This window comes from Roseovarius sp. MBR-79, from assembly GCF_053628555.1.
In genome coordinates, this window is record NZ_JBRJGP010000011.1 from 41,971 (window position 1) to 64,348 (window position 22,378).

Genomic DNA, 22,378 nt, shown 5'->3' on the forward strand with positions numbered 1-22,378 from the left:
TCTTGAATCAAAAGGCACCGCCCGCGCGCGGTGCCTTTTTTCATTGTCGCATCGCTGCGCAAGCGAGAGATTCTTTTCTGTCCCGCCCTCTGTCAAGCGCATTGATGAGTTGTCGGAGCGCGCCCAAGGTTGCTAATTTCGAGCACGCGATTCACGCTTGGGGGGACAGGCCGCCGCGCAACGGAACCTTTGTCACGGGGACCTTGCGTAACATCGGGCATTAAAGCCCTGGTCTTGTCTAAATGAATTTCAGGGAAGGGACTCTTGCGGCCTGTGGGACGGGCTGTCATCGAGTGCTTTTTTCTGGAATGCTTGTGAAGGTCAGGTGGGTTTCCGTTGGCACCATGCCAGCGGACTACCTTTGCTTTGCCCCCTTTCCGTGAGCCGCCCAAACGGGACAAGGTGCATGTGACCGATGGTTGCGTGTGCCTCAACAGAGCAGCGGAATGGCAGAGATGACTTTGGAACAATGGGGCGAATTGAAGCGTCAAATATGTCAATCGGTGGGGCAAAACAACTTTCGCAACTGGATCGAGCCGCTTGAGTTTGCGACTGTCGACGACGGGGTTGCGACCTTCGCGGTGCCGACGACATTTCTCGGCAATTACGTGTCACAACATTACGGCGATCTTATCCTCTACCAGATCACGCGGGTTGATCCCAAGGTGCGCAAGCTCGATTTTCGGGTGGCCGCAAATTCGGTGGCGCGCCCCCGGCAGGCGGATCCGGCACCAAGCCCGGTGCGCAGCGATTCCCCCTTCAACTCTGCGCCGCTCGATGATCGTTTTCGCTTCGAGAGTTTCGTCGTGGGCAAGCCCAACCATCTCGCCCATGCCGCCGCGCGCCGTGTGGCCGAGGGTGGCGAGACCACGTTCAACCCGCTCTTCCTTTATGGTGGCGTTGGCCTCGGCAAGACCCATCTCATGCATGCCATTGCCTGGGAACTGACCGAGAAACAGCCCGGAACAAACGTCCTCTATCTGTCTGCGGAACAGTTCATGTATCGTTTCATCCAGGCGCTGCGTGATCGCAAGATCATGGATTTCAAGCAGATGTTCCGCTCTGTCGATGTGCTGATGGTGGATGACGTGCAGTTCATTGCCGGCAAGGACAGCACGCAGGAGGAGTTCTTTCACACCTTCAACGCGCTTGTCGACCAGAACAAGCAGATCGTGATTTCTGCGGATTGCGCGCCGGGCGACATCGCCAAGCTGGAAGACCGGATCAAGTCGCGGCTGCAATGCGGTCTCGTGGTCGATCTGCACCCGACCGATTATGAATTGCGGCTTGGCATTCTTCAGACACGGTTGGAGCGCCATCGCGAGCAATACCCCGATCTTGTGATGGAACCGGGCGTTCTGGAATTCCTCGCGCACAGGATCAACACAAATGTGCGTGTGCTTGAGGGGGCTTTGACGCGGCTTTTCGCCTTCGCTTCGCTGGTGGGCAAGCCGATCACGCAGGATCTGACGCAGGATTGCCTTGCCGACATGTTGCGCAGTTTCGAGCGCAAGGTCTCGATCGAGGAGATCAAGCGCAAGGTGGCCGATCACTATAATATCCGCCTGTCCGACATGGTCGGCCCGAAGCGCACGCGCTGCTATGCGCGTCCACGTCAGGTGGCGATGTATCTGTGCAAGCAACTCACCTCGCGCTCGCTGCCCGAAATCGGACGCAGCTTTGGCGGGCGGGATCATACCACCGTCATGCACGGGGTGCGCCGCATCGGCGAGTTGCGCGGCAAGGATGCCGAGATTGCCGACGATCTGGAACTGTTGCGCCGCGCCCTCGAAGGCTGAGCCGCGCGCCAGCCCTTGACGCCCCTTGCCATCCGGCTGAAAAGTCCAGAAAACACTTGAGCGGCGAGGGGAATTGGCTAACGTGCCCCTCCCGGCGCAAGACCGGCACCTGACAGGAGCGAGGGCATGAAATTCAGCATCGAACGGGGCACGCTGCTCAAGGCGGTCGCGCAGGCGCAATCGGTGGTCGAGCGGCGCAACACCATCCCGATCCTCGCCAACGTGCTGATCGAGGCCGAAGGCGACCGGGTGCAGTTCCGGGCCACCGATCTCGACATAGAGATTGTGGACAAGGCCCCGGCACAGGTGGAGCGCGCGGGCGCGACCACCGTTTCGGCCGTCCTGCTGCACGAAATCGTGCGCAAGCTACCCGATGGCGCGCTGGTCTCGATCTCCGAGGACAGCGCCTCGGGGCGGCTCACAGTGCAGGCGGGGCGCTCTAATTTCAATCTCGCCACCCTGCCCAGGGAAGATTTTCCGGTGATGGCGTCGTCGGAATACGCCTCGAATTTCTCGGCCCCTGCACCGGTGCTGCGGCGGCTCTTCGACAAGTCGAAATTCGCCATTTCGACCGAAGAGACACGCTATTACCTCAACGGCGTCTACATGCATGTGTCGGAGGCGGATGGCGGAAAGGTCCTGCGCTGCGTGGCCACCGATGGCCACCGTCTTGCCCGGATCGACGCCGAGTTGCCGGAAGGGGCGGCTGACATGCCGGGCGTGATCGTGCCGCGCAAGACGGTCGGCGAATTGCGCAAGCTTCTCGACGATGACGACATGAAGGTGGCCGTGTCGGTCTCGGAAACCAAGGTGCGCTTTGCCACCCCCGATATCACGCTGACCTCCAAGGTGATCGACGGCACGTTCCCCGACTACACCCGCGTGATTCCGCAGGGCAACACCAAGCGGCTGGAAGTGGACGCCGCCGAGTTCGCGCAGGCCGTGGACCGGGTGGCGACGGTAAGCTCCGAGCGTTCGCGCGCGGTGAAGCTCTCGCTTGACGAGGATCGTCTGGTGCTTTCGGTCAATGCCCCCGACAGCGGCGTGGCAGAGGAGGAACTGGCCGTGGCCTATGGCGACGAGCGGCTGGAAATCGGCTTCAACGCCAAATACCTGCTGGAAATCGCCAGCCAGGTGGACCGGGAGAATGCGGTGTTCTTCTTCAACTCTTCGGGCGATCCCACCCTGATGCGAGAGGGTAATGACACCACGGCGGTCTATGTCGTCATGCCGATGCGGGTGTAACCTCTGTCGGATGCCTCCGGCGGGAGTATTTTACGAACGATGAAGGGGCCGAGAATGCCCGGCCTTTCCGTGACAGAACTGAGCCTCTCGCATTTCCGCTCGCACAAATCCGCGCGGCTGGTGCTTGATGCGCGGCCCGTGGCCATCCATGGCCCCAACGGTGCGGGCAAGACCAACCTGATCGAGGCGGTGTCGCTCCTGTCGCCCGGGCGCGGGCTGCGGCGGGCGGCGGCGCAGGAGATGGCGCGGCGGCCCGAGGCGCTGGGCTGGAAGGTGACGGCGATCCTTCAGTCGCTGAATCAGGTGCACGAGGTCGAGATCGTGTCCGAGGGAGGCGCGGCGCGACAGGTGCGGATCGACGGCAAGGCCGCAAGCCAGCTTGCGCTTGGCCGCATCGCGCGGGTGCTCTGGCTGATCCCGGCGATGGACCGGCTCTGGATCGAGGGGGCGGACGGGCGCCGCCGGTTTCTTGACCGCATGACCATGAGCTTTTTTCCTGCCCATGCCGAGGCGATCCTGAGCTACGAGAAGGCCATGCGCGAGCGCAACCGCCTGCTCAAGGATCAGGTGCGTGACGCGCACTGGTATCTGGCGCTGGAGCGTCAGATGGCCGGGAGCGGCGCGGAAATCCACGCCAACCGGCGGCACGCGCTCGCCCTCATCACCGGCGCGCAGATGCAGGCGGAAACGGCCTTTCCCACCGCCGAACTGGAGTTGACCCAGACCGAGGGCGAGATGCCGCAGGGGGCGGACGACCTGCGGGAGGCGCTGGCCGAGAGCCGGTTTCGTGATCTGGCCGCCGGGCGCACGCTGGTGGGGCCGCACCGCGCCGACCTTTACGCTGTCTATGCCGCCAAGGGCGTGCCTGCCGCCGACTGTTCCACCGGCGAGCAGAAGGCGCTGCTTGTGTCGCTCATTCTTGCCAATGCGCGTACGCTGGCCCGCGATTTCGGCGCGCCGCCGATTCTGTTGCTCGACGAGGTGGCAGCGCATCTTGACGCCACCCGCCGCGCGGCCCTTTATGACGAAATCTGCGCCCTCGGTGCTCAGGCGTGGATGACCGGCACGGGTCCGGAACTGTTTTCCGAACTGGGCGCGCGCGCACAGCATATCCATGTGACCGAAAGCGATGGCACCAGCCGGATAGAGCCCCCGAGACCATGACCATCGCCGCTTTCGATCTCATGCTTTACGCCGCTGCCATGGCGGGGCTTTGGGCCGTGCCGGGGCCGGTCTGGGTGGCGCTTACCGCGCGCGCCCTTTCGGGCGGGATGGCGGGGGCATGGCCGCTGGCCGTGGGCGTGGCCTTGGGCGATCTGATCTGGCCGCTTTGCGCAATCCTTGGCCTTGCATGGGTCTTGTCGGTCTATGGCGATGCGCTGGAACTCATGCGCTGGGTCGCGGCGGGGGTGTTCATCGTGATGGGGGTGCTCCTGATCCGCAAACCCGCCCGCGCACCGGGCGCCGACAGCCGCATGACGCGGCCCGGCATCTGGGCCGGGTTCTCGGTCGGCATGGCGGCGGTGATCGGCAACCCCAAGGCGATCCTGTTCTACATGGGGTTCCTGCCGGGCTTTTTTGATCTGTCCTCCGTCACGGTGCCCGACATCGCGGCCATTCTCGCGGTTTCGGCCATCGTGCCGATGTTGGGGAACCTCGGCCTTGCCTTCTTTCTCGACCGGGCGCGCAGGCTCTTGCAGAGTCCGGCGGCCATTCGCCGGATGAACATGGCCTCTGGCGGGCTGCTCATTCTGGTGGGGATTGTCATTCCCTTCACCTGACCGTGTGGCACCGCAAAATATGGGGGAGGGCCGTGACATTCCCCCCCAGACTTCGTATAAAGTTCACAAAAATCCGAAGGAAAAACCGCATGTCCGAACCCGTCCGCGTGCCAGAGGAATATGGTGCCGATTCCATCAAGGTTCTCAAGGGGTTGGAGGCTGTCCGCAAGCGCCCCGGCATGTATATCGGCGATACCGATGACGGCTCTGGCCTGCATCACATGGTCTATGAGGTCGTGGATAACGGCATCGACGAAGCATTGGCCGGTCACGCCGATGCGGTCAACGTCACCATCCACGCCGATTCATCGGTGTCGGTCAGTGACAATGGCCGCGGCATTCCGGTGGATATCCACGAGGGTGAGGGCGTGTCGGCGGCCGAGGTCATCATGACCCAGCTCCATGCGGGCGGCAAATTCGACAGCAATTCCTACAAGGTTTCGGGCGGGTTGCACGGGGTTGGCGTCTCGGTCGTGAACGCGCTGTCGGAATGGCTGGAACTGCGCATCTGGCGAAACGGCAAGGAACATTACGCCCGCTTCGAGGGCGGCTTTACCGTGGAGCCGCTGCGCGTGGTGGGCGAGGCGCAGGGCCGCAAGGGCACCGAGGTGCGGTTTCTGGCATCTTTGGAGACCTTTTCCAATCTCGACTACAGCTTCGAGACGCTGGAAAAACGCCTGCGCGAACTGGCCTTTCTCAACTCGGGTGTGCGCATCATCCTGCGCGACGAGCGCCCCACCGAGCCGCTTACTTCGGAACTGTTCTACGAGGGCGGCGTCAAGGAATTCGTCAAATATCTTGACCGCCACAAATCCCCCGCCATGCCGGAACCGATCTTCATCACCGGCGAGCGCGACGAGATCGGCATCGAGGTGGCGATGTGGTGGAACGACAGCTACCACGAGACGGTGCTGCCCTTTACCAACAACATCCCGCAGCGCGACGGCGGCACGCATCTGGCCGGGTTTCGCGGCGCGCTCACGCGCACCATCAACAACTATGCCCAGACCACCGGGATCGCGAAAAAAGAAAAGGTGAGCTTTACCGGCGATGACGCGCGCGAGGGGCTGACCTGCGTGCTTTCGGTCAAGGTGCCCGATCCGAAATTCTCCAGCCAGACCAAGGACAAGCTGGTCAGTTCCGAGGTGCGCCCGGCGGTCGAGGGGCTGGTGAACGAGAAGCTGGCCGAATGGTTCGAGGAAAACCCGGCCATCGCCAAGATCGTCGTGAGCAAGATCATCGAGGCGGCCCACGCCCGCGAGGCGGCGCGCAAGGCGCGTGACCTCACGCGCCGCAAGAACCCGATGGACGTGAATTTCCTTGCCGGCAAGCTCAAGGATTGCTCAAGCAAGGACCCGTCCAAGACCGAGCTTTTCATCGTCGAGGGTGATTCGGCGGGTGGCTCTGCCCAGACCGGGCGCGACCGGGGCACACAGGCGATCCTGCCGCTCAAAGGCAAGATCCTCAATGTCGAGCGGGCGCGCTTTGACCGGATGCTGTCGAGCCAGGAGATCGGCAATCTGGTGATGGCGCTTGGCACCGGGATCGGGCGGGACGAGTTCGACATCTCGAAACTGCGCTATCACAAGATCGTTCTGATGACCGATGCCGATGTCGACGGCGCGCATATCCGCACGCTGCTGCTCACGTTTTTCTACAGGCAGATGCCCGAATTGATCGAGGGCGGATACCTCTATATCGCGCAGCCGCCACTCTTCAAGGTCGCGCGCGGCAAGTCCGAGGTCTATCTCAAGGACAAGCCGGCGCTGGAGGATTACCTCATTGCACAGGGCACGACCGACGCTGCGCTGCGGCTTGGCTCGGGCGAGGAGATCGCCGGACCGGATCTTGTCCGCGTGGTCGAAGAGGCGCGTCAGGCGCGGCGCATCCTCGAGGCCTTTCCGACGCATTTTCCCCGCCACATTCTCGAACAGGCGGCGATTGCCGAGGCGTTCCTGCCGGGGCGTGTCGATGGTGATCTACAGGGCGTGGCCGATGCGGTGGCGGCAAGGCTCGATCTCATCTCGAACGAATACGAACGCGGCTGGCAGGGCCGCCCGACACAGGATCACGGGTTGCGCCTGAGCCGCATGGTGCGCGGTGTCGAAGAGGCGCGCGTGCTTGACGGCCCGGTCCTGCGCGGCGGCGAGGCGCGGCGCATGGCGCAGATGACCGAAACGCTGCGCGAGGTCTATGCAGAGCCCGCCACGCTTGTCCGCAAGGACCGGAGTCAGCCGATTTACGGCCCGCTCGACCTCTTCGATGCGATCCTGAAAGAGGGTGAAAAGGGGCTGACGCTGCAACGCTACAAGGGTTTGGGCGAGATGAACCCCGGCCAGCTCTGGGAGACGACGCTTGACCCGGACGCGCGCACGCTCTTGCAGGTCAAGATTGACGATGTGGCCGAGGCCGACGACCTTTTCACCAAATTGATGGGCGATGTGGTGGAGCCGCGCCGCGAATTCATTCAGGACAATGCGCTCAACGTCGCCAATCTCGACTTTTGAGGCACGCTCGGCAAAACGCTTGATCCCTGCTGAATTCTGCCGCACCGTGTCACGGCACGCGCACCCGGAGCATGGGCGCGCGAAAGACAACGAACTTTGGGAGGAGTTCACATGCTTCATTTCAGCCGCCTGGCCGGTGCCGTCACTGCTGCGTTTTTCGTGGTCTCGCCCGCCCTGGCAGAAACCACGCTGCGCATAACGCTGCAACTGCCCATGACCAGCCATCTTGGCCAGAACCTCTTGGTGTTCAAGGAAGAGGTCGAGGCCAAGTCCGACATGAAGATCGAGATCTTCGACAGCGCGCAGCTTTATCGCGATGCCGAAGTGCCCGAGGCCGTGGGCTCTGGCGAGATCGAGATGGGCGTGGCCTCGCTCACCCGATACGTGGGCGAGATACCGGCGGTCGATATCTTCTACATGCCGTTCGTGCTGAACACCGAGGACAAGGTGCGGGCCGCCGTCGCCCCCGGCTCGACCGTGCGTCAGCCGATTGACGACGCCATCCGCGAGACCGGCGCGCATGTGCTCTGGTGGCAGGCCTATGGCGGCAACGTTCTTCTGAGCAAGGGAGCGCCGCTCAAAGGCCCCGAGGACATGAAGGGCCAGAAGGCGCGGGTGTTCGGCAAGTGGCTCGGGGAATGGGTCAAGGAACTGGGCGGCGCGCCGACCCTGATTTCCGGATCGGAGCAGTTTCTGGCCTACCAGCGCGGGACCGTCGACATCGGCATGACCGGGCTGTCCGGGGTCGTCTCGCGCAAGCTCTGGGAGGTGATGGACACGATCACCGTCGTGAACAATGCCGATATCGAGTTTCTCGTGATCATCAACGAGGATATCTGGGACGGGCTGACCGAGGCGCAGCGCGAGGTCCTGACAACGGCCGCGCGCAATGCCGAAACGGCGGTGCGGGACTACATGACCGAGTTCGAGATCAACGCCGTGGAACAGGCCAAGGCCAACGGCATGGCGGTGCATTTCCCGACCGACGCGGAGATTGACGCCTGGCGCGCCGCCTCTGCCCCGGTGATCGAGACCTGGCTCAAGGAAGCCGGGCCGCTTGGCCAGCAACTGCTTGACGCCGCAAGCCAGTTCTGAGCGCGATGCAGGCGATTGCCTCTCTTGTGGACCGGGCCTCCGACGGGTTGGCCCGGCTCTGCGGCTGGGCCTATTTCGTCGTGGGCCTGATGCTCGGCTATGAGGTGGTGGCGCGGTATTTCTTCACTGCGCCGACGATCTGGGCCGAGGAACTGTCGCGGCTGATCTTCGTCTTTGCGACGCTTCTGGCGGCGCCTGCCCTTCTGCGGCACAACCAGCATATCCGCGTGACCGCTCTGACCGCGCTGATGGGGGAGGGGGCGCAGCGTTTGATGCGGCTTATGGCATTGGCGGTGGTGATCCTGTTCTGCGTATTGCTGGTCTGGCACGGGATAGATGCGCCGCTCAATTCCTATGCGCGCGGGCGCACCTCCGGCTCGATGCTCGATATCCCGGCATGGTGGGCGCAATCGGCGGTGCCGCTTACCTTCGCGCTTGTGGGGCTTCAGGCCGCGCTCGAATTCCTGCGCTGCGCCATGGGCGCGCCGCTGCCCTCTGACGCCCCCCACCCGGAATAGCGCCCGTGCTCACAGTCATTCTCATTCTCGCCGCGCTCTTCGCGCTTCTGCTGATCGGGGTGCCGGTGGCCTTTGCCCTTGGGGGGCTTGGCATGGCGCTGCTCATCATCGGGGATTTCGCGCCCCGCATGGCGAGCACGGCGCTGCTGTCGTCACTCGACAGTTTCATCCTGATCGCCGTGCCGCTCTTTCTGCTGATGTCCAACGTGCTGTTGCGCGGTGGCGTGGGGCGCGACCTCTTCGCCGCCGTGCAGGCATGGGTGGGGCACTGGCCGGGGGGCCTTGCCGTGGCGACGGTGCTGTCCTGCGGTCTCTTTGCCGCCATTTCCGGCTCGTCGGTTGCCACGGCGGGGACCATCGGTGCCGTCGCCATTCCGGAGATGACAAAGCGCGGCTATCCGCGCAGCTTCGTCTTTGGCCTGCTGGCGGCGGGGGGAACGCTCGGCATTCTCATTCCGCCCTCGATCATCCTCATCGTTTACGGGGTGATCACCGAAACCTCGATCCTGGGGCTGTTTCTGGCCGGAATCGGGCCGGGGCTTTTGCTGATGACGCTCTTCATCCTCTATTCCATGCTTTATGCGCGGCTCTCGCCCCGGTATCAGACCATGCCCCGTGCCGGGTGGGAGGAGCGGCGCAGCACGGGCCTGCGCGCCCTGCCGACGATGGGGCTGGCGATGGTTGTGATCGTGGGGATTTATGCGGGCTGGTTCACGCCGACCGAGGCCTCGGCCATCGGTTTCATCGGGGCGCTGTTCCTGACTTTCGTCGTGTTGCGCTCGATCGACCTCGCGGGGCTTCGGCTGGCCGTGATGGACAGCATGCGCGCCTCGGCCGCGATCCTTCTGATCGTGGCGGGGGCCAAGGTTTTCGGCAAGGCCATCGCGCTCTGGCGCATTCCGCAGGATGTGTCGGGCTTCATTACCGCCAATGTCGATACGGTGGGCCTTTTCATCGTGGCGATCGGCTGCACCCTGCTGCTCATGGGCCTTTTCATGGAGGCGCTGTCGATGATGCTCATCATGATGCCGGTGCTGGCGGGCGCGGTCGCGGCCCTCGGGATTGATCCGATCTGGTTCGGCATCTTCTTCGTGCTGATGGTGGAATGCGCGCTGATCACGCCGCCCGTGGGCCTCAACCTCTATGTCATTCAGGCCATCGGGCGCGCCACGCTGGGTGAGGTGGCGCGTGGTGCGGCACCGTTCGTCGCGCTCATGCTCCTGACCGTGTTCATCATCTACTGGGTCGAGGATATCGTTCTATGGCTTCCAAGGGTTCTCTGAGTGCCGCCGCGCGGTTGCGCGCGCGGCTTGGGACCGGCGCATTGCTGGTCACGCCGTCCTGCGGCGATGCGCTCTCGGCGCGGCTGATCGAGCAGGCGGGGTTCGACGCGATGTTCATGTCGGGCTTTGCCGTCTCTGCGCACCGGATCGGCGCGCCCGACGCGGGGCTGATCTCCTATGGCGAGATGCGCGATGCGGTGCGCGATATCTGCGCCGCAACGTCGATCCCGGTGCTGGCCGATGGCGATACCGGCTATGGCAACGCGATGAATGTGCGCCGCACCGTGGCGGGCTATGCGCGCGCGGGTGCTGCGGCGGTGATGATCGAGGATCAGCTTGCGCCCAAACGCTGCGGCCACACGCGCGGCAAGCTGGTGGTGGACCGTGCCGAGGCGGTGGACCGTATCCGCGCCGCCGCCGATGCGCGAAACGAGGCCGAAAGCGACATCCTGATCATCGCGCGCACCGATGCGCGCCATACCCACGGGATCGACGAGGCGCTGTGGCGCGCCGAGGCGTTTCACAAGGCGGGGGCCGACATTCTCTTTGTCGAGGCCCCCCGCGACGAGGCCGAGATGCGCCGCATCTGCACCGATCTGCCCGGTTGGAAGATGGCCAACATGGTCGAGGGCGGGGATACGCCGGTGCTGACGCCGACCGTTCTGGCCGAGATCGGCTATCACCACGCGGCCTTTCCGCTTACCCTGATGTCGGCGGCGATGCGCGCCATGTGCGAGGCGCTGGAGGCGTTCAAGGCGGGTCACCTGCCCGAGAGGCTCATGCCCTTTGGCGAATTGCGCTCACGGGTGGGGTTTGATGCGTATTACGAGAGCGAGGCCCGCTATGCGGGCCGTCGCGATCTTGACTGAAGGTCTGCGCGGCGCTCAGTAATAGCCGTATTGGTTAAGGCAATTGTCCCTGTAGATCGTGCCGTGATGACCGCCGACCCGTATCGCGCAGGCCGAGGGCAGGGCGGCATGATCATAATCATACCGGTAGAGGCAGTTGCCGGAATAGCCCGAGCGATGGCCGCTATGGACACGGCATTGGCCGGGCAGGTTCACGCGCCGGTGATGGCCGCCGCGATAGTCGTCGCCACGATAGTTGCTCCCGCGCGAGACGTGATGCCCGCCCCGGCTGCGATGGCTGTCATTGGCGATGGCCGCTCCGACAAGCCCGCCAAGCACAAGCCCGCCGAAGAGATATCCCGCTTCATTGCTGGCGGCGGCAGGGGTGGTGGTGGCGACCCCGAGGGCGAGCGCGGCAGCACTCAGGGTCGCGGTGAAACGGGGAAACAGGGTCATGGTCGGCACCCTCCCGGATCACTTGCCGTCATGGCGGTAGCGGCCCCCGGCATGGCCGTAGCCACGATTGCCGTAATAGGGGCGATAGGCATTGCCGCGATGCGACCGATATCCGTCATTGCGGTGGCTGCGATACCCATAGGCGTTGCCGCGAGGGGGCCGGGGCGCATAGTAACCTTGCCCGCGATTGTGACGCGGCGCGTAGTAGCCCTGGTCACGATGATGATTCCGCGAGACATGGCCACGATTGTGGTTCTTGTTGCGATCCGAGGCGAGCGTGGCCCCGACGATGGCGAGCGCCGCAACACCGGCGACGATGGCTGCCGTTTCACCGCGATCACGGGCCTGGGCGGGGGCGGAAAAGCCGGTCGCGGCCAGTGCGGCGGCGGCGACGAGGGCGATGAGTTTGCGTGTCATGTGTTGTCCTTTCGGGTTGCGAGCAGTCTCCTGAGCAGCGCCTGTCCGATCCGTGTCGGCGCTGTCCCGATCAAGCTGGGTGCCGCCGCCGGGACAGGCAATATCGCCCCCATGATATCGGATAACGCCGCACTTCGGGGTCATATCGTGTCACGGGATATTGAATAGCCGTGGGCCATCGCGCATCTTGCAGCCATGACACGCATCCTTCGCCCCCTCGCCCTGGTTCTGGCTCTCTCGCTCACCGCACAGGCAGCCCATGCCGCCTGTCAGGTCGAATACAAGGCCAAGCGCGACAAGCCGTTCGAGCTTTTCTATAACGTGACCACGGTCAACGCGCCCTGTTCGGCGGCTGAGGGTGCCTTGCGCGCGCAACTGGCGCGGCAGGGGTTGACCCTGCTCAAGATCATGTCGAAAAAGGAAAAATAAGCGTGGCTATAACGGAGGGTGAGCGGTGCGCGGTCTGACAGCCACAGCCGCCGAAATGCGCCGTTCCGGCAATCGCCTCGTGGTGATCGGCGTCATCTCGATTGTCGCGATCCTCGGCCTTGCTGCGGTGTTCCTGTTCCTGACCCTGCCTGACGGCAACGCCTTCAACGCGCGGGTGGAGCGGATATTCATCGAGAACGACGCGCTGACCGGCGAAGGCGAGATCAAGCTTCTGGAAATCCTCGCGCTTTCGGGCACGGCGTTCTCTGAAACACTTGTCAGTTACCGGATGGTCATGTTCGTGCTGCTGATCTTCGCCACGGCGCTTCTGGTCGCCTCGTTGGTGTTTCTGGTGATGCTGGTGGCACTCAACCGCCGTATGGCGCAGATCGAGCGCGCGGGTATTCAGGTTGCCTCATTGCACATCAGCCGCGAGGAAAAGACCGTCTATCTCAACGACATGGCCTTTCGGCTGACCGAGGCCGCCATCGAGACGCTGAGCGTTCTGGCCGAGGCACGGCTTGACGACGATGTGCTGAGCGGGGCCGAAATCGAGGCGATGATATCGGGACGCCGCCCCGAGGATTGCGAAGAGGCCGCAGGCGCCACGCGCATCAAGCGGTTGCGCGACGCGCTCGGCAATCAGCTTGTCACCGAATTGCTGGTCAAGAACATCGCCCGGCGCGGCTATGTGCTGGCGGTCGACAAGGGCACGATCCGGGTGGAATAGGCCCTTAGCAATTGCATGAGACGTGCTTTCGCCTACTCTCCGCAGACGCAGGAGATGAATCGGGGAGAAGATCATGGGCTGGATGAAGGACGAAACCGGGCTGGAGAAATGCGCGGCCAACCATGTTGCCCTCACGCCGCTGTCGCATCTGCGGCGCGCGGCGCATGTCTATCCCGACCGGCTTGCCATTGCCTATCACGGCCACCGCAAGACCTATGCCGAGTATCACGCGCGGGTCTCGCAACTGGCCTCGGCGCTGGTGGGTATCGGCATTCAGCCGGGCGATGTGGTGGCCACGATCCTGCCCAACATCCCCGCGCATTGCGAGGCGCATTTCGGGGTGCCCGCTGCTGGCGCGGTGCTCAATGCCATCAATACGCGGCTCGAGGCCGACACCATCGCCTATATCCTCGACCATGGCGAGGCGCGCGTGGTGCTCTGCGATACTCAATTCCTGCCCGTGCTCGATGCAGCCCTCGGGCTGATGGAGAACCCCCCGCCCGCGATCATCGAGGTTCCCGATGACGAGGCGGGCGTTCACGCCCATTCCGAGTATATGACCTACGAGGATTTTCTTGCCACCGGAGATCCCGAATTCGACTGGATCCTGCCCGAGGATGAGTGGGAGAGCCTTGCGCTCAACTATACCTCCGGCACCACGGGGCGGCCCAAGGGCGTGGTCTATCACCATCGTGGCGCCTATCTGATGACCATGGGCACCGTGGTCAGCTGGGAATTGCCGCGCTATCCCAAATACCTCACCATCGTTCCGCTCTTTCACTGCAACAACTGGAACCATGTCTGGCTGATGCCGGTTGTGGGCGGCACTGTCGTGTGCTGCCGCGACATCACGGCGCGCGCGATCTATGACGCCATCGCCGATGAGGGGGTGACGCATTTCGGCGGCGCGCCCATCGTGCTCAACATGATCGTCAATGCGCGCGACGAGGACCGCCGCGCCTTCGATCACATTGTCGATGTGTTCACCGCAGGGGCCCCGCCCCCCGCCGCCACCCTCGCCGCGATCGAGCCCCTGGGTTTCAAGGTCACACAAGTCTACGGCCTGACCGAAACCTATGGCCATGTCACCGAATGCCTGTGGAACGCCGAGTGGGATGCGCTGCCCGATGACGACCGCTATGCCATCAAGGCGCGGACCGGCATCCTCATGCCGATGATGGAAGAGATCACCGCGCTCGACCCCGAGACGATGGAGCAGATCCCGATGGACGGGGAAACCCTTGGCGAGATCATGATCCGGGGCAATTCGGTGATGAAAGGCTATCTCAAAAACCCGACGGCCACCCAGGAGGCGTTTCGCGGCGGCTGGTTCCATTCCGGCGATATCGCGTTTCAGCATCCCGACGGCTATCTCAAGATCGCCGACCGCGCCAAGGACATCATCATCTCGGGCGGCGAGAATATTTCCTCGGTCGAGGTGGAGGGCGTGCTGATGCGTCACCCAGCCGTTCTGCTCTGTGCCGTGGTGGCCAAACCGGATGAGAAATGGGGCGAGGTGCCCTGCGCCTTTGTCGAGTTGAAGGACGGGGCCGAGGCAACCGAGGCCGAGATCATCGCCTTTGCCCGCGAACGCCTTGCCGGGTTCAAGACGCCCAAGGCGGTGGTGTTTCAGGACCTGCCCAAGACCTCGACCGGCAAGATCCAGAAATTCGAACTTCGTCAGACCGCGCGGGACATGTGACCGCGCGGGCGGCCGCCATGCCTATCCGCCGCAGATCCCCTGAAGCCGGATCCAGTCGGCATCGCTCAGCACGGCCGGCGGGGTCGTGCCCGTCGGGTAGGGGTCGGCCTCGATCAGGCCGAGAACCGTCTCGCCGGTCATGTCGCGCGCATAGGCATAGGGGGCGGCAGGCACCTGCCAGCGGGCAAATCCTTCGAGCAGCACCGCATCCGGCAGGGGCGCGGGCGCCGATTTCAGCAGGTTTTCAGCATAGGCGGCAAGGCTTGCGTCGCTGATCTGCCCGGTTGCCATCAGGCGCAGCACTTCCCGAAACCCCGCCTCCGACAACAGGCGGTCAAGCGGGTCGCGCCTCTCGGCGCGCAGATGTGCGGCGATGATATGGCCTGCCACCACATCCGCCGTGTCATGATCTTCAACCAGCGGGGCACGGATAAGGATCGTCCCGCCGGGCAGGCGCAGCGCATCCGCCACACCGCTTCGCACCACCGCAAGCCGTGCGCGCCCGTTGCGGGGCGGCAGGCGGCGTTCCAGAGCGGCAAGCGCCGCCGCACCGCCCTGCGCACGGCAGGGGGGACCGGTGACGCTCTGAATATGACCCATCAAGGCCTGCCCGATCTCGGCGCGTTTGACCGCTGGCACCACGCGAAGCGCATGCTCCCGCGCCGCACCGGGGAGCCAAAGCCCCACCACGAGCATGACCGTCACGAGGCTTGCCAGCACACCGTAAAGCCGCAAACGTCCGGGGCGGGGCCGCTGCCGGTCGATGGCGGCGCGCAGTTTCTCGATGGCGGTGATCATCTCGGCTTCGTCGCCGGCAAGTTCCAGCACCTCGTCGGGATCGCCGTCCGGATGGTAGAGCGCGGGCAGCGTGCCGGGATTGGCGCGGGCAATGGCGGCCAGCGACCAGTGCGCCTTGACCCGGTCGCGCATGTCGGTGATGGTCAGCGTTGCCTCGCCCACGGACACGACCACGTCGATGCGCTGCGCCTCGGCGTCAGCCCGCCAGAGACCTGATGCCTCGAGCCGCTGATATTTGCTGAGTGCCGTTTTTGCCATGGGCTGCCCTGCCTCGTTGCCCGTGACGATAGCACGGTTGCGCGCGGGGCGGCAATCGCTCGACGCGGGGCGGCAGCGCGGCTAGAAAGGGCGCAGAAAAGGAGCGCCACCATGAAGATCGCCACTGCCGCCTATCCGCTCGATGTTCTGGGCACTTGGGCCGATTATACCGCGAAACTCTCCGCCTGGGTGGCGGATGCCGCAGCACAAGGCGCGGATCTGGCGGTGTTTCCCGAATATGGCGCGATGGAACTGGCCACGCTTCAGGGGCCGGAGGTGGCGGCGGATCTGGAGCGCTCGCTGCATGCGGTCTCCTCGGTGATGGGCGATGTGGGCGATCTCCATGCCGAGCTTGCCACGCGCCACCGCCTGCACATTCTCGGGGCCTCGGCCCCGGTCTTTGATGCGGCCATCGGGCCGCGCCCCGTCAACCGCGCCACGCTCTATGCGCCCTCGGGGGCGCGTGCCCATCAGGACAAGCAGATCATGACCCGCTTCGAGCGCGAGGAATGGTTTGTCGCCCCCGGCGGGCCGCTGCGCCTGTTCGACACCGCGCTTGGCACCATCGGCATCCTGATCTGCTATGACAGCGAATTCCCGCTTCTGGGACGCGCACTTGCCGAGGCGGACCTCCTGCTTGTGCCGTCCTGCACCGAGGCGCTGACGGGCTATTGGCGGGTGCGCATCGGGGCGATGGCCCGCGCGCTTGAGGCGCAGTGCATAAGCGTCATGGCCTCGACCGTGGGTGAGGCCCACTGGTCGCCTGCCGTCGATACCAATACCGGCATGGGCGGCATATTCGGGCCGCCCGATACCGGCTTTCCGCCCACGGGCGTTCTGGCCGAGGGCGTGCTCAACCGCCCCGGCTGGACCGTGGCGGAGGTGGACCTTGGCCGCGTTGCCCATGTGCGCGCCGATGGGGTCGTGCTCAATCGCCGCCACTGGGCCGATCAACAGGGTCGTGACGGTGCGGCCATAGTTGAGCGCTTGCGCTGATTAGACCTTGAAAATCGCGGGGAAGAGGCGCATTTACTGGCGCGGTCCGCAATCATGGCGGGCTGCGATTGCAAGGAGAGACCATGGCCAAGGAAGACACGCTCGAATTTCCCGGTGTCGTCAAGGAACTCCTGCCGAACGCGACATTCAGGGTCGAGCTTGAGAACGGCCATGAGATCATCGCACATACGGCAGGAAAAATGCGCAAGAACCGGATCCGCGTTCTGGCGGGCGACAAGGTTCAGGTGGAAATGACCCCCTACGATCTGACCAAGGGCCGGATCAACTATCGCTTCAAGTAAGCGCGGACTCATGCAACTGATCCTCGGTTCGGGCAGCCCGCGCCGCCGCGATTTGCTGGCGCAATTGGGCGTGATCCCGGACGCGATCCGCCCGCCCGAGATCGACGAGACCCCGCGCAAAGGCGAGTTGCCCCGCCCCTATTGTGTGCGCATGGCGTTTGAGAAGGCGCAGGCGACCGAGGCGGGGCCGGATGACATCGTGCTCGCTGCCGATACCACCGTCGCCATGGGCCGCCGTATCCTCGGCAAGCCCGAGAGCGCGGGCGAGGCGGCGCAGTTTCTTCATGCCCTGTCGGGGCGCCGTCACCGCGTCATTACCGCCGTTGCCATTCGACGGGGCGCGCGCCTGTGGGAGCGCGACGTGCTGAGTGCCGTGAAGCTCAAGCGCCTCTCTGACGAGGAAATCAACGCCTATCTTGCCTCTGGCGAATGGCAGGGCAAGGCAGGCGGTTACGGTATTCAGGGCCTTGCCGGGGCGTTCGTGCCATGGATTTCGGGCTCTTTCACAGGTATTGTCGGCCTGCCGCTTGCCGAGACGGCGGGCCTTCTGACTGCCGCAGGCTATCCGCTCTGGAAGGACCGGTCATGACCACCATAGCCCTCGATCATCTGAATGGCCGCGAGGCGGCGGCGCTGCTGATTGGCGGCAGGCTGGATGATCTCCTGATCGACAGTGACACGCCGCGCCCCGGCACGATCTATCGCGCCATCGCCGACCGCCCGGTGAAGGGGCAGGGCGGCATGTTCCTGCGCACGCCCGACGGCTCGGCCTTTCTGCGGCAGGTCAAGGGCCTCGCCCCCGGTCAGGCGCTTCTGGTGCAGATCACCGGCCATGCCGAACCGGGCAAGGCGATCCCGGTCACGGCGCGCGTGCTCTTCAAGAGCCGCTATGCCATCGTCACCCCCGACGCGCCCGGCCTCAACATCTCGCGCGCCATCAAGGACGAGGAAGAGCGTCTGCGCCTGCACGAGATCGCCCATGACGAGATGGGGGAGGGGGCCATGGGCCTCATTCTGCGCTCGGCCTGCGAGGGGGCGGCCGATGAGGCCATCGCCGAGGATATCCGCGCCATGCGCGATCTGGCGCAGGCGGTTCTGGCCGATGCGGGCGGGCGTGAGCCGGAAAAACTGGTCGAGGGCGACGGTCCGCACGCGCTTGCGTGGCGCGACTGGCCGGAGCCGAATGAGCTGGCCGAGGCGCAGGGCAGTTTCGCCGCGCATGGCGTGCTCGATGCGCTGGACGCACTGCGGGGACCGGAGGTGCGACTCTCCGGCGGGGCCTTGGCCTATATCGAGCCGACGCGCGCGCTGGTGGCGGTGGATGTGAACACCGGCCCCGATACGAGCCCCGCCGCCGGGCTCAAGGCCAATATCGCGCTGGCGCGCGAATTGCCCCGGCAATTGCGCCTGCGCGGCCTTGGCGGGCAAGTCGTGCTCGATCTGGCACCCATGCCCAAGAAGGACCGGCGCGTGTTCGAGGACGCGCTGCGCGCCGCCTTCCGCCGCGACGAGATCGAGACGGTGCTGGCGGGCTGGACCCCGCTTGGCCATTACGAATTGCAGCGCAAGCGGGCACGTGTGCCGCTGACGGACGTTATGGGCTGACCGATCAGGAAAGGGCGTCGCCCGCCCCCATTTCGGGGTGAGCGGCCAGAAAACGACACCGGTCGCAAACACGACAGACAGCGATGCGCGATTCGGCTTTCCTCAGCGGCGAGGAGAGCATGATGGACCCACGCAGCAAGATCGCACTTGTGATCCGCACCATAGGGGCGGAGCGGGGCCGCGCCGCGCGGGGGCGGCCTGTGCCCGCCTGATTGCGTTGCCCTTTCCTCGTCTCTCACAGGATTTTCCAGACCATGACAGCCCCTGCCCCGCGCCGCACCGGCGGCCGCGCCGCCCGGCGCGAAGCCCGTGCCAATCCGCTTGCCGACATTCTGCGCCCGGTGCGCCCCGGCCTTGAGGGCGGTCTCTATCGCCCGCTTTCCCAGGCGCAGATGGACCGCATCCATGCTGCCGTTCTCGACGCGCTCGAACAGATCGGCCTTGCCGACGCGCCGCCCTCCGGGGTTGCTTACCTGACCGGCGCGGGCGCCGTGCAGGGCGCGGACGGGCGCATCCGCTTTCCGCGCGCGCTGATCGAGGACACGATCGCCCGCGCCAACCGCGAGATCACGCTTTTCGGACGCGATCCGGGCCACGACATGACCCTCTCGGGCAGCCGCGTGCATTACGGCACGGCGGGAGCGGCGGTGCATCTGGTGGATGTGGCCACCGGCAGCTATCGCGAAAGCACCGTGCAGGACCTGCACGACGCCGCGCGCATCGCCGACACGCTCGACAATATCCATTTCGTGCAGCGGCCCATGGTCTGCCGCGACATTCCCGACAACCGCGAGATGGACCTCAACACGCTCTATGCGTGCTGCGCGGGCACGACCAAGCATGTCGGCACCTCCTTCACCGAGGTGGGCTTTGTCGCCGACGCCTTCGAGATGCTGCACCTGATCGCAGGCGGCGAGGACAAGTGGCGCGAGCGGCCTTTCGTCAGCAATTCCAACTGTTTCGTTGTGCCGCCGATGAAGTTCGCCACGGAATCCTGTCTGGTGATGGAGGCCTGTATCGCGGGCGGGATGCCCATCCTGCTGCTTTCGGCGGGTCAGGCGGGCGCCACCGCCCCTGCCCCCATCGCGGGCGCCATCGTGCAGGCCACCGCCGAATGTCTGGCCGGGCTGGTCTATGTCAACGCGGTCAAGCCCGGCCATCCGGCAATCTTCGGCACCTGGCCCTTTGTCAGCGACCTGCGCACCGGCGCGATGTCGGGCGGGTCGGGCGAGCAGGCGCTGCTGACGGCGGGTTGCGCGCAGATGCATCACTATTACGGGCTGCCCGGCGGCGCGGCGGCGGGGATCGCCGATGCCAAGCTGCCGGACATGCAGGCGGGATGGGAACAGGCCACCTCGAACGTGATGGCGGGGCTGTCGGGGCTCAACATGGTCTATGAGGCCGCAGGGATGCACGCCTCGCTCTTGGGCTTCTGCCTCGAATCGCTCATTCTGGGCGACGATCTGATCGGGCAGGCGCTCCGATGCGCGCGCGGAATCGAGGTGGACGAGGACACGCTCAGCCTCGAGGTGATCCGCGCCGCCTGCATCGGGGGCCCTGGCCATTATCTCGGCGCGCCGCAGACGCTGGCGCGGATGCAGAGCGATTACCTCTACCCTGTCTGCGCCAATCGCGCCTCGCCCAAGGAATGGGTCGAACAGGGTCAGCCCGACCTGATCGCCACCGCCACGGCGAAAAAAGAGCGCATCCTTGCCACCCGTGCGCCCGCCCGGTTTGACCCGGACACCGATGCGGCGATCCGCGCGCGGTTCAGGATCCATCTGGGGGCATGACCGCCGTTTGCCGCGCCCTGTGAACCGGGGCGCGGCAGAGCGCCAACGTGGCTATTCCTGCGCGGCGGCGTAGGCGGCTTCGCGGTCGGCATAGTCGCGCGGTTCGCGCGGCGGTCGGCCGATCACCTCTTTCAGGTCGTCCAGCTCGATGAAGTTGTCGGCCTGACGGCGCAGCTCGTCCGAGATCATCGGCGGCTGGCTGCGGATTGTGGAGACCACGGAGACGCGCACGCCTTGCCGCTGAAGGCTCTCGACAAGCGGCTTGAAATCGCCATCGCCGGAGAAGAGCACGATATGATCCACGCGCGGGGCAAGCTCCATCGCGTCGACCGCAAGCTCGATATCCATGTTGCCCTTGACCTTGCGGCGGCCCTGGCTGTCGGTGTATTCCTTGGCGGGTTTGGTCACCATGGTGTAGCCGTTGTAGTGCAGCCAGTCCACGAGCGGGCGGATGGGCGAATACTCTTCATTGTCCAGCAGCGCTGTATAGTAGAACGCGCGCAACAGCTTGCCCCGGCGCATGAACTCGCTGCGCAGAAGCTTGTAGTCGATGTCGAAGCCGAGAGCCTTGCCAGCGGCGTAGAGGTTTGAGCCGTCGATAAACAATGCCAGACGGTCGTCCTTGTAAAACATCGGAAATGTCCTTTCAAATAGGTCTGCCTCGCCTTGGGTGCATGAGTGGTGTGAGTGGGTCGCACCGAAAGGCTGGGTGCCAGAGGTAAGATGATGGCAAATTTCATGCAAGACCATGAATGGTCACAAAAGGATAGGTTGCACGGCATGGCCGATCAACTCTGCTTGATAGCGCTCGGTGGAAATCTGCCGTCGGGGGTGGGTGGGCCCGAGGAGACGCTTTGTGCCGCGTTGCGGCATCTGGAGGCGGCGGGCGCGATGGTCGGGGCGGTGAGCGGATTTTACAGCACACCGGCATTTCCGCCCGGATCGGGACCCGGGTTTGTCAACGCCGCCGCCGCGATGCGGGTGGACGGGACGCCCGAGGCGGTGCTGGCGCTTTTGCACGCGACCGAGGCCGCCTTTGGACGCGACCGCGAGACACGGTGGGGACCGCGCACGCTCGATCTCGATCTTCTTGCCATCGGCGACCGGGTTTTGCCCGACGCGGCCACCCATGCGAAGTGGCGGGCACTCGATGTCACGGAACAACAGGCGCGCGCGCCCGAGCGGCTGATCCTGCCGCATCCGCGGCTGGAGGATCGCGCCTTTGTTCTCGTGCCGCTGGCGGATATCGCGCCGGACTGGCGGCATCCCGTGTCCGGGCGCACGGTGCGCGAGATGCTGGCGGCGCTGCCCGAGAGCGCGCGCAAAGAGGTGGTGCGCCGCGCGATTCCGCGCTTGTAAATTCCCTGCCAAGGCCCTAAGTGGAGGGCTTCCGATCCAAAGCCCGTAAACTGCCCGGAGGTCGCATGGCCCGCGTAACCACAGAAGACTGCGTCGACAAGGTGCCGAACCGCTTTGAACTGGTGATGCTGGCCGCTCATCGGGCGCGAGAGATTGCCGCCGGTGCCGCGCTGACCGTGGACCGCGACAATGACAAGAACCCGGTTGTGGCCCTGCGGGAGATCGCGGACGAGACACAATCGGCGGATGACCTGCGCGAACGTCTGATCGAATCCAATCAGACCCAGATCGAGGTGGACGAGCCCGAGGATGATTCCATGGCGCTTCTGATGGGGTCCGAGCCGGATCGCCCGGAAGCCGATGACATGTCCGAGGAAAAGCTTCTGCGTGCCCTCATGGAAGCGCAAGGTCAGGGCTGAGGCCCCGGCCCGTTCAGCGCAAGGCGGGGCGCCTCTGA

23 protein-coding genes are annotated in these 22,378 nt (G+C 64.7%); 19 read left to right on the forward strand and 4 right to left on the reverse strand.

Annotated features, from left to right (window positions below):
* Window positions 1–455: 455 nt before the first annotated feature.
* The 9 genes from dnaA (at window position 456) to ACSSV8_RS12570 (ending at window position 11,097) form a co-directional block, all read left to right on the forward strand.
* A complete protein-coding gene (gene dnaA / locus ACSSV8_RS12530) occupies window positions 456–1,799 on the forward strand; it encodes a chromosomal replication initiator protein DnaA (RefSeq protein ID WP_354537823.1) in 1,344 nt (447 codons plus the stop codon).
* Between the two features lie 126 nt (window positions 1,800–1,925).
* Window positions 1,926–3,044 (forward strand): DNA polymerase III subunit beta, encoded by a 1,119-nt coding sequence (dnaN, locus tag ACSSV8_RS12535; RefSeq protein WP_354537668.1) that lies wholly within the window; start codon window positions 1,926–1,928, stop codon window positions 3,042–3,044.
* Between the two features lie 54 nt (window positions 3,045–3,098).
* Window positions 3,099–4,208, forward strand: coding sequence for a DNA replication/repair protein RecF (recF, locus tag ACSSV8_RS12540; RefSeq protein WP_454282664.1), 1,110 nt, complete (start codon window positions 3,099–3,101; stop codon window positions 4,206–4,208).
* The gene (locus ACSSV8_RS12545) at window positions 4,205–4,825 is read left to right on the forward strand and encodes a LysE family translocator (protein ID WP_454282665.1); all 621 of its coding nucleotides are present in this window, start codon (window positions 4,205–4,207) and stop codon (window positions 4,823–4,825) included. Before recF ends, ACSSV8_RS12545 begins: the two co-directional genes overlap by 4 nt.
* An 89-nt stretch (window positions 4,826–4,914) precedes the next feature.
* Window positions 4,915–7,332 (forward strand): DNA topoisomerase (ATP-hydrolyzing) subunit B, encoded by a 2,418-nt coding sequence (gene gyrB / locus ACSSV8_RS12550; protein WP_454282666.1) that lies wholly within the window; start codon window positions 4,915–4,917, stop codon window positions 7,330–7,332.
* Window positions 7,333–7,443: 111 nt separating this feature from the next.
* Entirely contained in the window at window positions 7,444–8,427 is a 984-nt protein-coding gene (locus ACSSV8_RS12555) for a TRAP transporter substrate-binding protein (protein ID WP_454282667.1), read from the forward strand.
* A 5-nt stretch (window positions 8,428–8,432) separates the two neighbouring features.
* A complete protein-coding gene (locus tag ACSSV8_RS12560) occupies window positions 8,433–8,945 on the forward strand; it encodes a TRAP transporter small permease subunit (protein ID WP_454282668.1) in 513 nt (170 codons plus the stop codon).
* A gap of 5 nt (window positions 8,946–8,950) precedes the next feature.
* Window positions 8,951–10,228 carry a TRAP transporter large permease gene (locus tag ACSSV8_RS12565; RefSeq protein WP_454282669.1) on the forward strand — a complete coding sequence of 426 codons (1,278 nt, stop codon included), beginning with the start codon at window positions 8,951–8,953 and terminating at the stop codon, window positions 10,226–10,228.
* Window positions 10,207–11,097, forward strand: a complete 891-nt coding sequence (locus ACSSV8_RS12570) for an isocitrate lyase/PEP mutase family protein (RefSeq protein WP_454282670.1) — start codon at window positions 10,207–10,209, stop codon at window positions 11,095–11,097. Before ACSSV8_RS12565 ends, ACSSV8_RS12570 begins: the two co-directional genes overlap by 22 nt.
* Before the next feature lie 15 nt (window positions 11,098–11,112).
* Here the strand turns inward: ACSSV8_RS12570 and ACSSV8_RS12575 are convergent, their stop codons facing one another.
* Window positions 11,113–11,532: a hypothetical protein gene (locus tag ACSSV8_RS12575; protein WP_454282671.1), complete on the reverse strand. Its 420-nt coding sequence runs from the start codon at window positions 11,530–11,532 to the stop codon at window positions 11,113–11,115.
* An 18-nt stretch (window positions 11,533–11,550) separates the two neighbouring features.
* Window positions 11,551–11,949, reverse strand: coding sequence for a hypothetical protein (locus ACSSV8_RS12580; RefSeq protein WP_454282672.1), 399 nt, complete (start codon window positions 11,947–11,949; stop codon window positions 11,551–11,553).
* A gap of 195 nt (window positions 11,950–12,144) precedes the next feature.
* Between ACSSV8_RS12580 and ACSSV8_RS12585 the strand changes: the two genes are divergently transcribed.
* From ACSSV8_RS12585 to ACSSV8_RS12595, 3 genes are all read left to right on the forward strand, one after another.
* Complete coding sequence (locus tag ACSSV8_RS12585) at window positions 12,145–12,378, forward strand: hypothetical protein (RefSeq protein ID WP_454282673.1); 234 nt, start codon at window positions 12,145–12,147, stop codon at window positions 12,376–12,378.
* Between the two features lie 55 nt (window positions 12,379–12,433).
* On the forward strand, window positions 12,434–13,108 hold the full coding sequence (locus ACSSV8_RS12590) for a winged helix-turn-helix domain-containing protein (protein ID WP_454282729.1): 675 nt from the start codon (window positions 12,434–12,436) through the stop codon (window positions 13,106–13,108).
* Window positions 13,109–13,181: 73 nt separating this feature from the next.
* Window positions 13,182–14,810, forward strand: coding sequence for an AMP-binding protein (locus ACSSV8_RS12595; RefSeq protein ID WP_454282674.1), 1,629 nt, complete (start codon window positions 13,182–13,184; stop codon window positions 14,808–14,810).
* A 21-nt stretch (window positions 14,811–14,831) separates the two neighbouring features.
* Here the strand turns inward: ACSSV8_RS12595 and ACSSV8_RS12600 are convergent, their stop codons facing one another.
* On the reverse strand, window positions 14,832–15,866 hold the full coding sequence (locus ACSSV8_RS12600; RefSeq protein ID WP_354537655.1) for a M48 family metalloprotease: 1,035 nt from the start codon (window positions 15,864–15,866) through the stop codon (window positions 14,832–14,834).
* A gap of 111 nt (window positions 15,867–15,977) precedes the next feature.
* Here ACSSV8_RS12600 and ACSSV8_RS12605 point away from each other — a divergent pair, with 111 nt between their 5' ends.
* From ACSSV8_RS12605 to ACSSV8_RS12625, 5 genes are all read left to right on the forward strand, one after another.
* Window positions 15,978–16,862: a carbon-nitrogen hydrolase family protein gene (locus ACSSV8_RS12605; RefSeq protein ID WP_354537654.1), complete on the forward strand. Its 885-nt coding sequence runs from the start codon at window positions 15,978–15,980 to the stop codon at window positions 16,860–16,862.
* Between the two features lie 83 nt (window positions 16,863–16,945).
* Window positions 16,946–17,164: a translation initiation factor IF-1 gene (gene infA / locus ACSSV8_RS12610; protein WP_005978431.1), complete on the forward strand. Its 219-nt coding sequence runs from the start codon at window positions 16,946–16,948 to the stop codon at window positions 17,162–17,164.
* Window positions 17,165–17,174: 10 nt separating this feature from the next.
* On the forward strand, window positions 17,175–17,753 hold the full coding sequence (locus ACSSV8_RS12615) for a Maf family protein (protein ID WP_454282675.1): 579 nt from the start codon (window positions 17,175–17,177) through the stop codon (window positions 17,751–17,753).
* On the forward strand, window positions 17,750–18,769 hold the full coding sequence (locus ACSSV8_RS12620) for a ribonuclease E/G (protein ID WP_454282676.1): 1,020 nt from the start codon (window positions 17,750–17,752) through the stop codon (window positions 18,767–18,769). The genes ACSSV8_RS12615 and ACSSV8_RS12620 overlap by 4 nt, the downstream gene beginning before the upstream one ends.
* Window positions 18,770–19,023: 254 nt before the next feature.
* Window positions 19,024–20,562 carry a trimethylamine methyltransferase family protein gene (locus ACSSV8_RS12625; protein ID WP_454282677.1) on the forward strand — a complete coding sequence of 513 codons (1,539 nt, stop codon included), beginning with the start codon at window positions 19,024–19,026 and terminating at the stop codon, window positions 20,560–20,562.
* Between the two features lie 51 nt (window positions 20,563–20,613).
* Here the strand turns inward: ACSSV8_RS12625 and ACSSV8_RS12630 are convergent, their stop codons facing one another.
* The gene (locus tag ACSSV8_RS12630; protein WP_354537650.1) at window positions 20,614–21,195 is read right to left on the reverse strand and encodes a LabA-like NYN domain-containing protein; all 582 of its coding nucleotides are present in this window, start codon (window positions 21,193–21,195) and stop codon (window positions 20,614–20,616) included.
* A gap of 147 nt (window positions 21,196–21,342) precedes the next feature.
* Here ACSSV8_RS12630 and folK point away from each other — a divergent pair, with 147 nt between their 5' ends.
* Together folK and rpoZ are read left to right on the forward strand one after the other, a co-directional pair.
* Window positions 21,343–21,921, forward strand: a complete 579-nt coding sequence (gene folK, locus ACSSV8_RS12635) for a 2-amino-4-hydroxy-6-hydroxymethyldihydropteridine diphosphokinase (RefSeq protein WP_454282678.1) — start codon at window positions 21,343–21,345, stop codon at window positions 21,919–21,921.
* A gap of 65 nt (window positions 21,922–21,986) precedes the next feature.
* The gene (rpoZ, locus tag ACSSV8_RS12640) at window positions 21,987–22,340 is read left to right on the forward strand and encodes a DNA-directed RNA polymerase subunit omega (RefSeq protein ID WP_354537648.1); all 354 of its coding nucleotides are present in this window, start codon (window positions 21,987–21,989) and stop codon (window positions 22,338–22,340) included.
* The last annotated feature ends 38 nt before the right edge of the window (window positions 22,341–22,378 follow it).

Bases quoted from the DNA above. Each gene is read 5' to 3' on its own strand.
- dnaA (WP_354537823.1), top strand. From the start codon at position 456: ATGACTTTGGAACAATGGGGCGAATTGAAGCGTCAAATATGTCAATCG.
- dnaN (WP_354537668.1), top strand. From the start codon at position 1,926: ATGAAATTCAGCATCGAACGGGGCACGCTGCTCAAGGCGGTCGCGCAG.
- recF (WP_454282664.1), top strand. From the start codon at position 3,099: ATGCCCGGCCTTTCCGTGACAGAACTGAGCCTCTCGCATTTCCGCTCG.
- ACSSV8_RS12545 (WP_454282665.1), top strand. From the start codon at position 4,205: ATGACCATCGCCGCTTTCGATCTCATGCTTTACGCCGCTGCCATGGCG.
- gyrB (WP_454282666.1), top strand. From the start codon at position 4,915: ATGTCCGAACCCGTCCGCGTGCCAGAGGAATATGGTGCCGATTCCATC.
- ACSSV8_RS12555 (WP_454282667.1), top strand. From the start codon at position 7,444: ATGCTTCATTTCAGCCGCCTGGCCGGTGCCGTCACTGCTGCGTTTTTC.
- ACSSV8_RS12560 (WP_454282668.1), top strand. From the start codon at position 8,433: ATGCAGGCGATTGCCTCTCTTGTGGACCGGGCCTCCGACGGGTTGGCC.
- ACSSV8_RS12570 (WP_454282670.1), top strand. From the start codon at position 10,207: ATGGCTTCCAAGGGTTCTCTGAGTGCCGCCGCGCGGTTGCGCGCGCGG.
- ACSSV8_RS12575 (WP_454282671.1), bottom strand. From the start codon at position 11,532: ATGACCCTGTTTCCCCGTTTCACCGCGACCCTGAGTGCTGCCGCGCTC.
- ACSSV8_RS12580 (WP_454282672.1), bottom strand. From the start codon at position 11,949: ATGACACGCAAACTCATCGCCCTCGTCGCCGCCGCCGCACTGGCCGCG.
- ACSSV8_RS12585 (WP_454282673.1), top strand. From the start codon at position 12,145: ATGACACGCATCCTTCGCCCCCTCGCCCTGGTTCTGGCTCTCTCGCTC.
- ACSSV8_RS12590 (WP_454282729.1), top strand. From the start codon at position 12,434: ATGCGCCGTTCCGGCAATCGCCTCGTGGTGATCGGCGTCATCTCGATT.
- ACSSV8_RS12595 (WP_454282674.1), top strand. From the start codon at position 13,182: ATGGGCTGGATGAAGGACGAAACCGGGCTGGAGAAATGCGCGGCCAAC.
- ACSSV8_RS12600 (WP_354537655.1), bottom strand. From the start codon at position 15,866: ATGGCAAAAACGGCACTCAGCAAATATCAGCGGCTCGAGGCATCAGGT.
- ACSSV8_RS12605 (WP_354537654.1), top strand. From the start codon at position 15,978: ATGAAGATCGCCACTGCCGCCTATCCGCTCGATGTTCTGGGCACTTGG.
- infA (WP_005978431.1), top strand. From the start codon at position 16,946: ATGGCCAAGGAAGACACGCTCGAATTTCCCGGTGTCGTCAAGGAACTC.
- ACSSV8_RS12615 (WP_454282675.1), top strand. From the start codon at position 17,175: ATGCAACTGATCCTCGGTTCGGGCAGCCCGCGCCGCCGCGATTTGCTG.
- ACSSV8_RS12620 (WP_454282676.1), top strand. From the start codon at position 17,750: ATGACCACCATAGCCCTCGATCATCTGAATGGCCGCGAGGCGGCGGCG.
- ACSSV8_RS12625 (WP_454282677.1), top strand. From the start codon at position 19,024: ATGACAGCCCCTGCCCCGCGCCGCACCGGCGGCCGCGCCGCCCGGCGC.
- ACSSV8_RS12630 (WP_354537650.1), bottom strand. From the start codon at position 21,195: ATGTTTTACAAGGACGACCGTCTGGCATTGTTTATCGACGGCTCAAAC.
- folK (WP_454282678.1), top strand. From the start codon at position 21,343: ATGGCCGATCAACTCTGCTTGATAGCGCTCGGTGGAAATCTGCCGTCG.
- rpoZ (WP_354537648.1), top strand. From the start codon at position 21,987: ATGGCCCGCGTAACCACAGAAGACTGCGTCGACAAGGTGCCGAACCGC.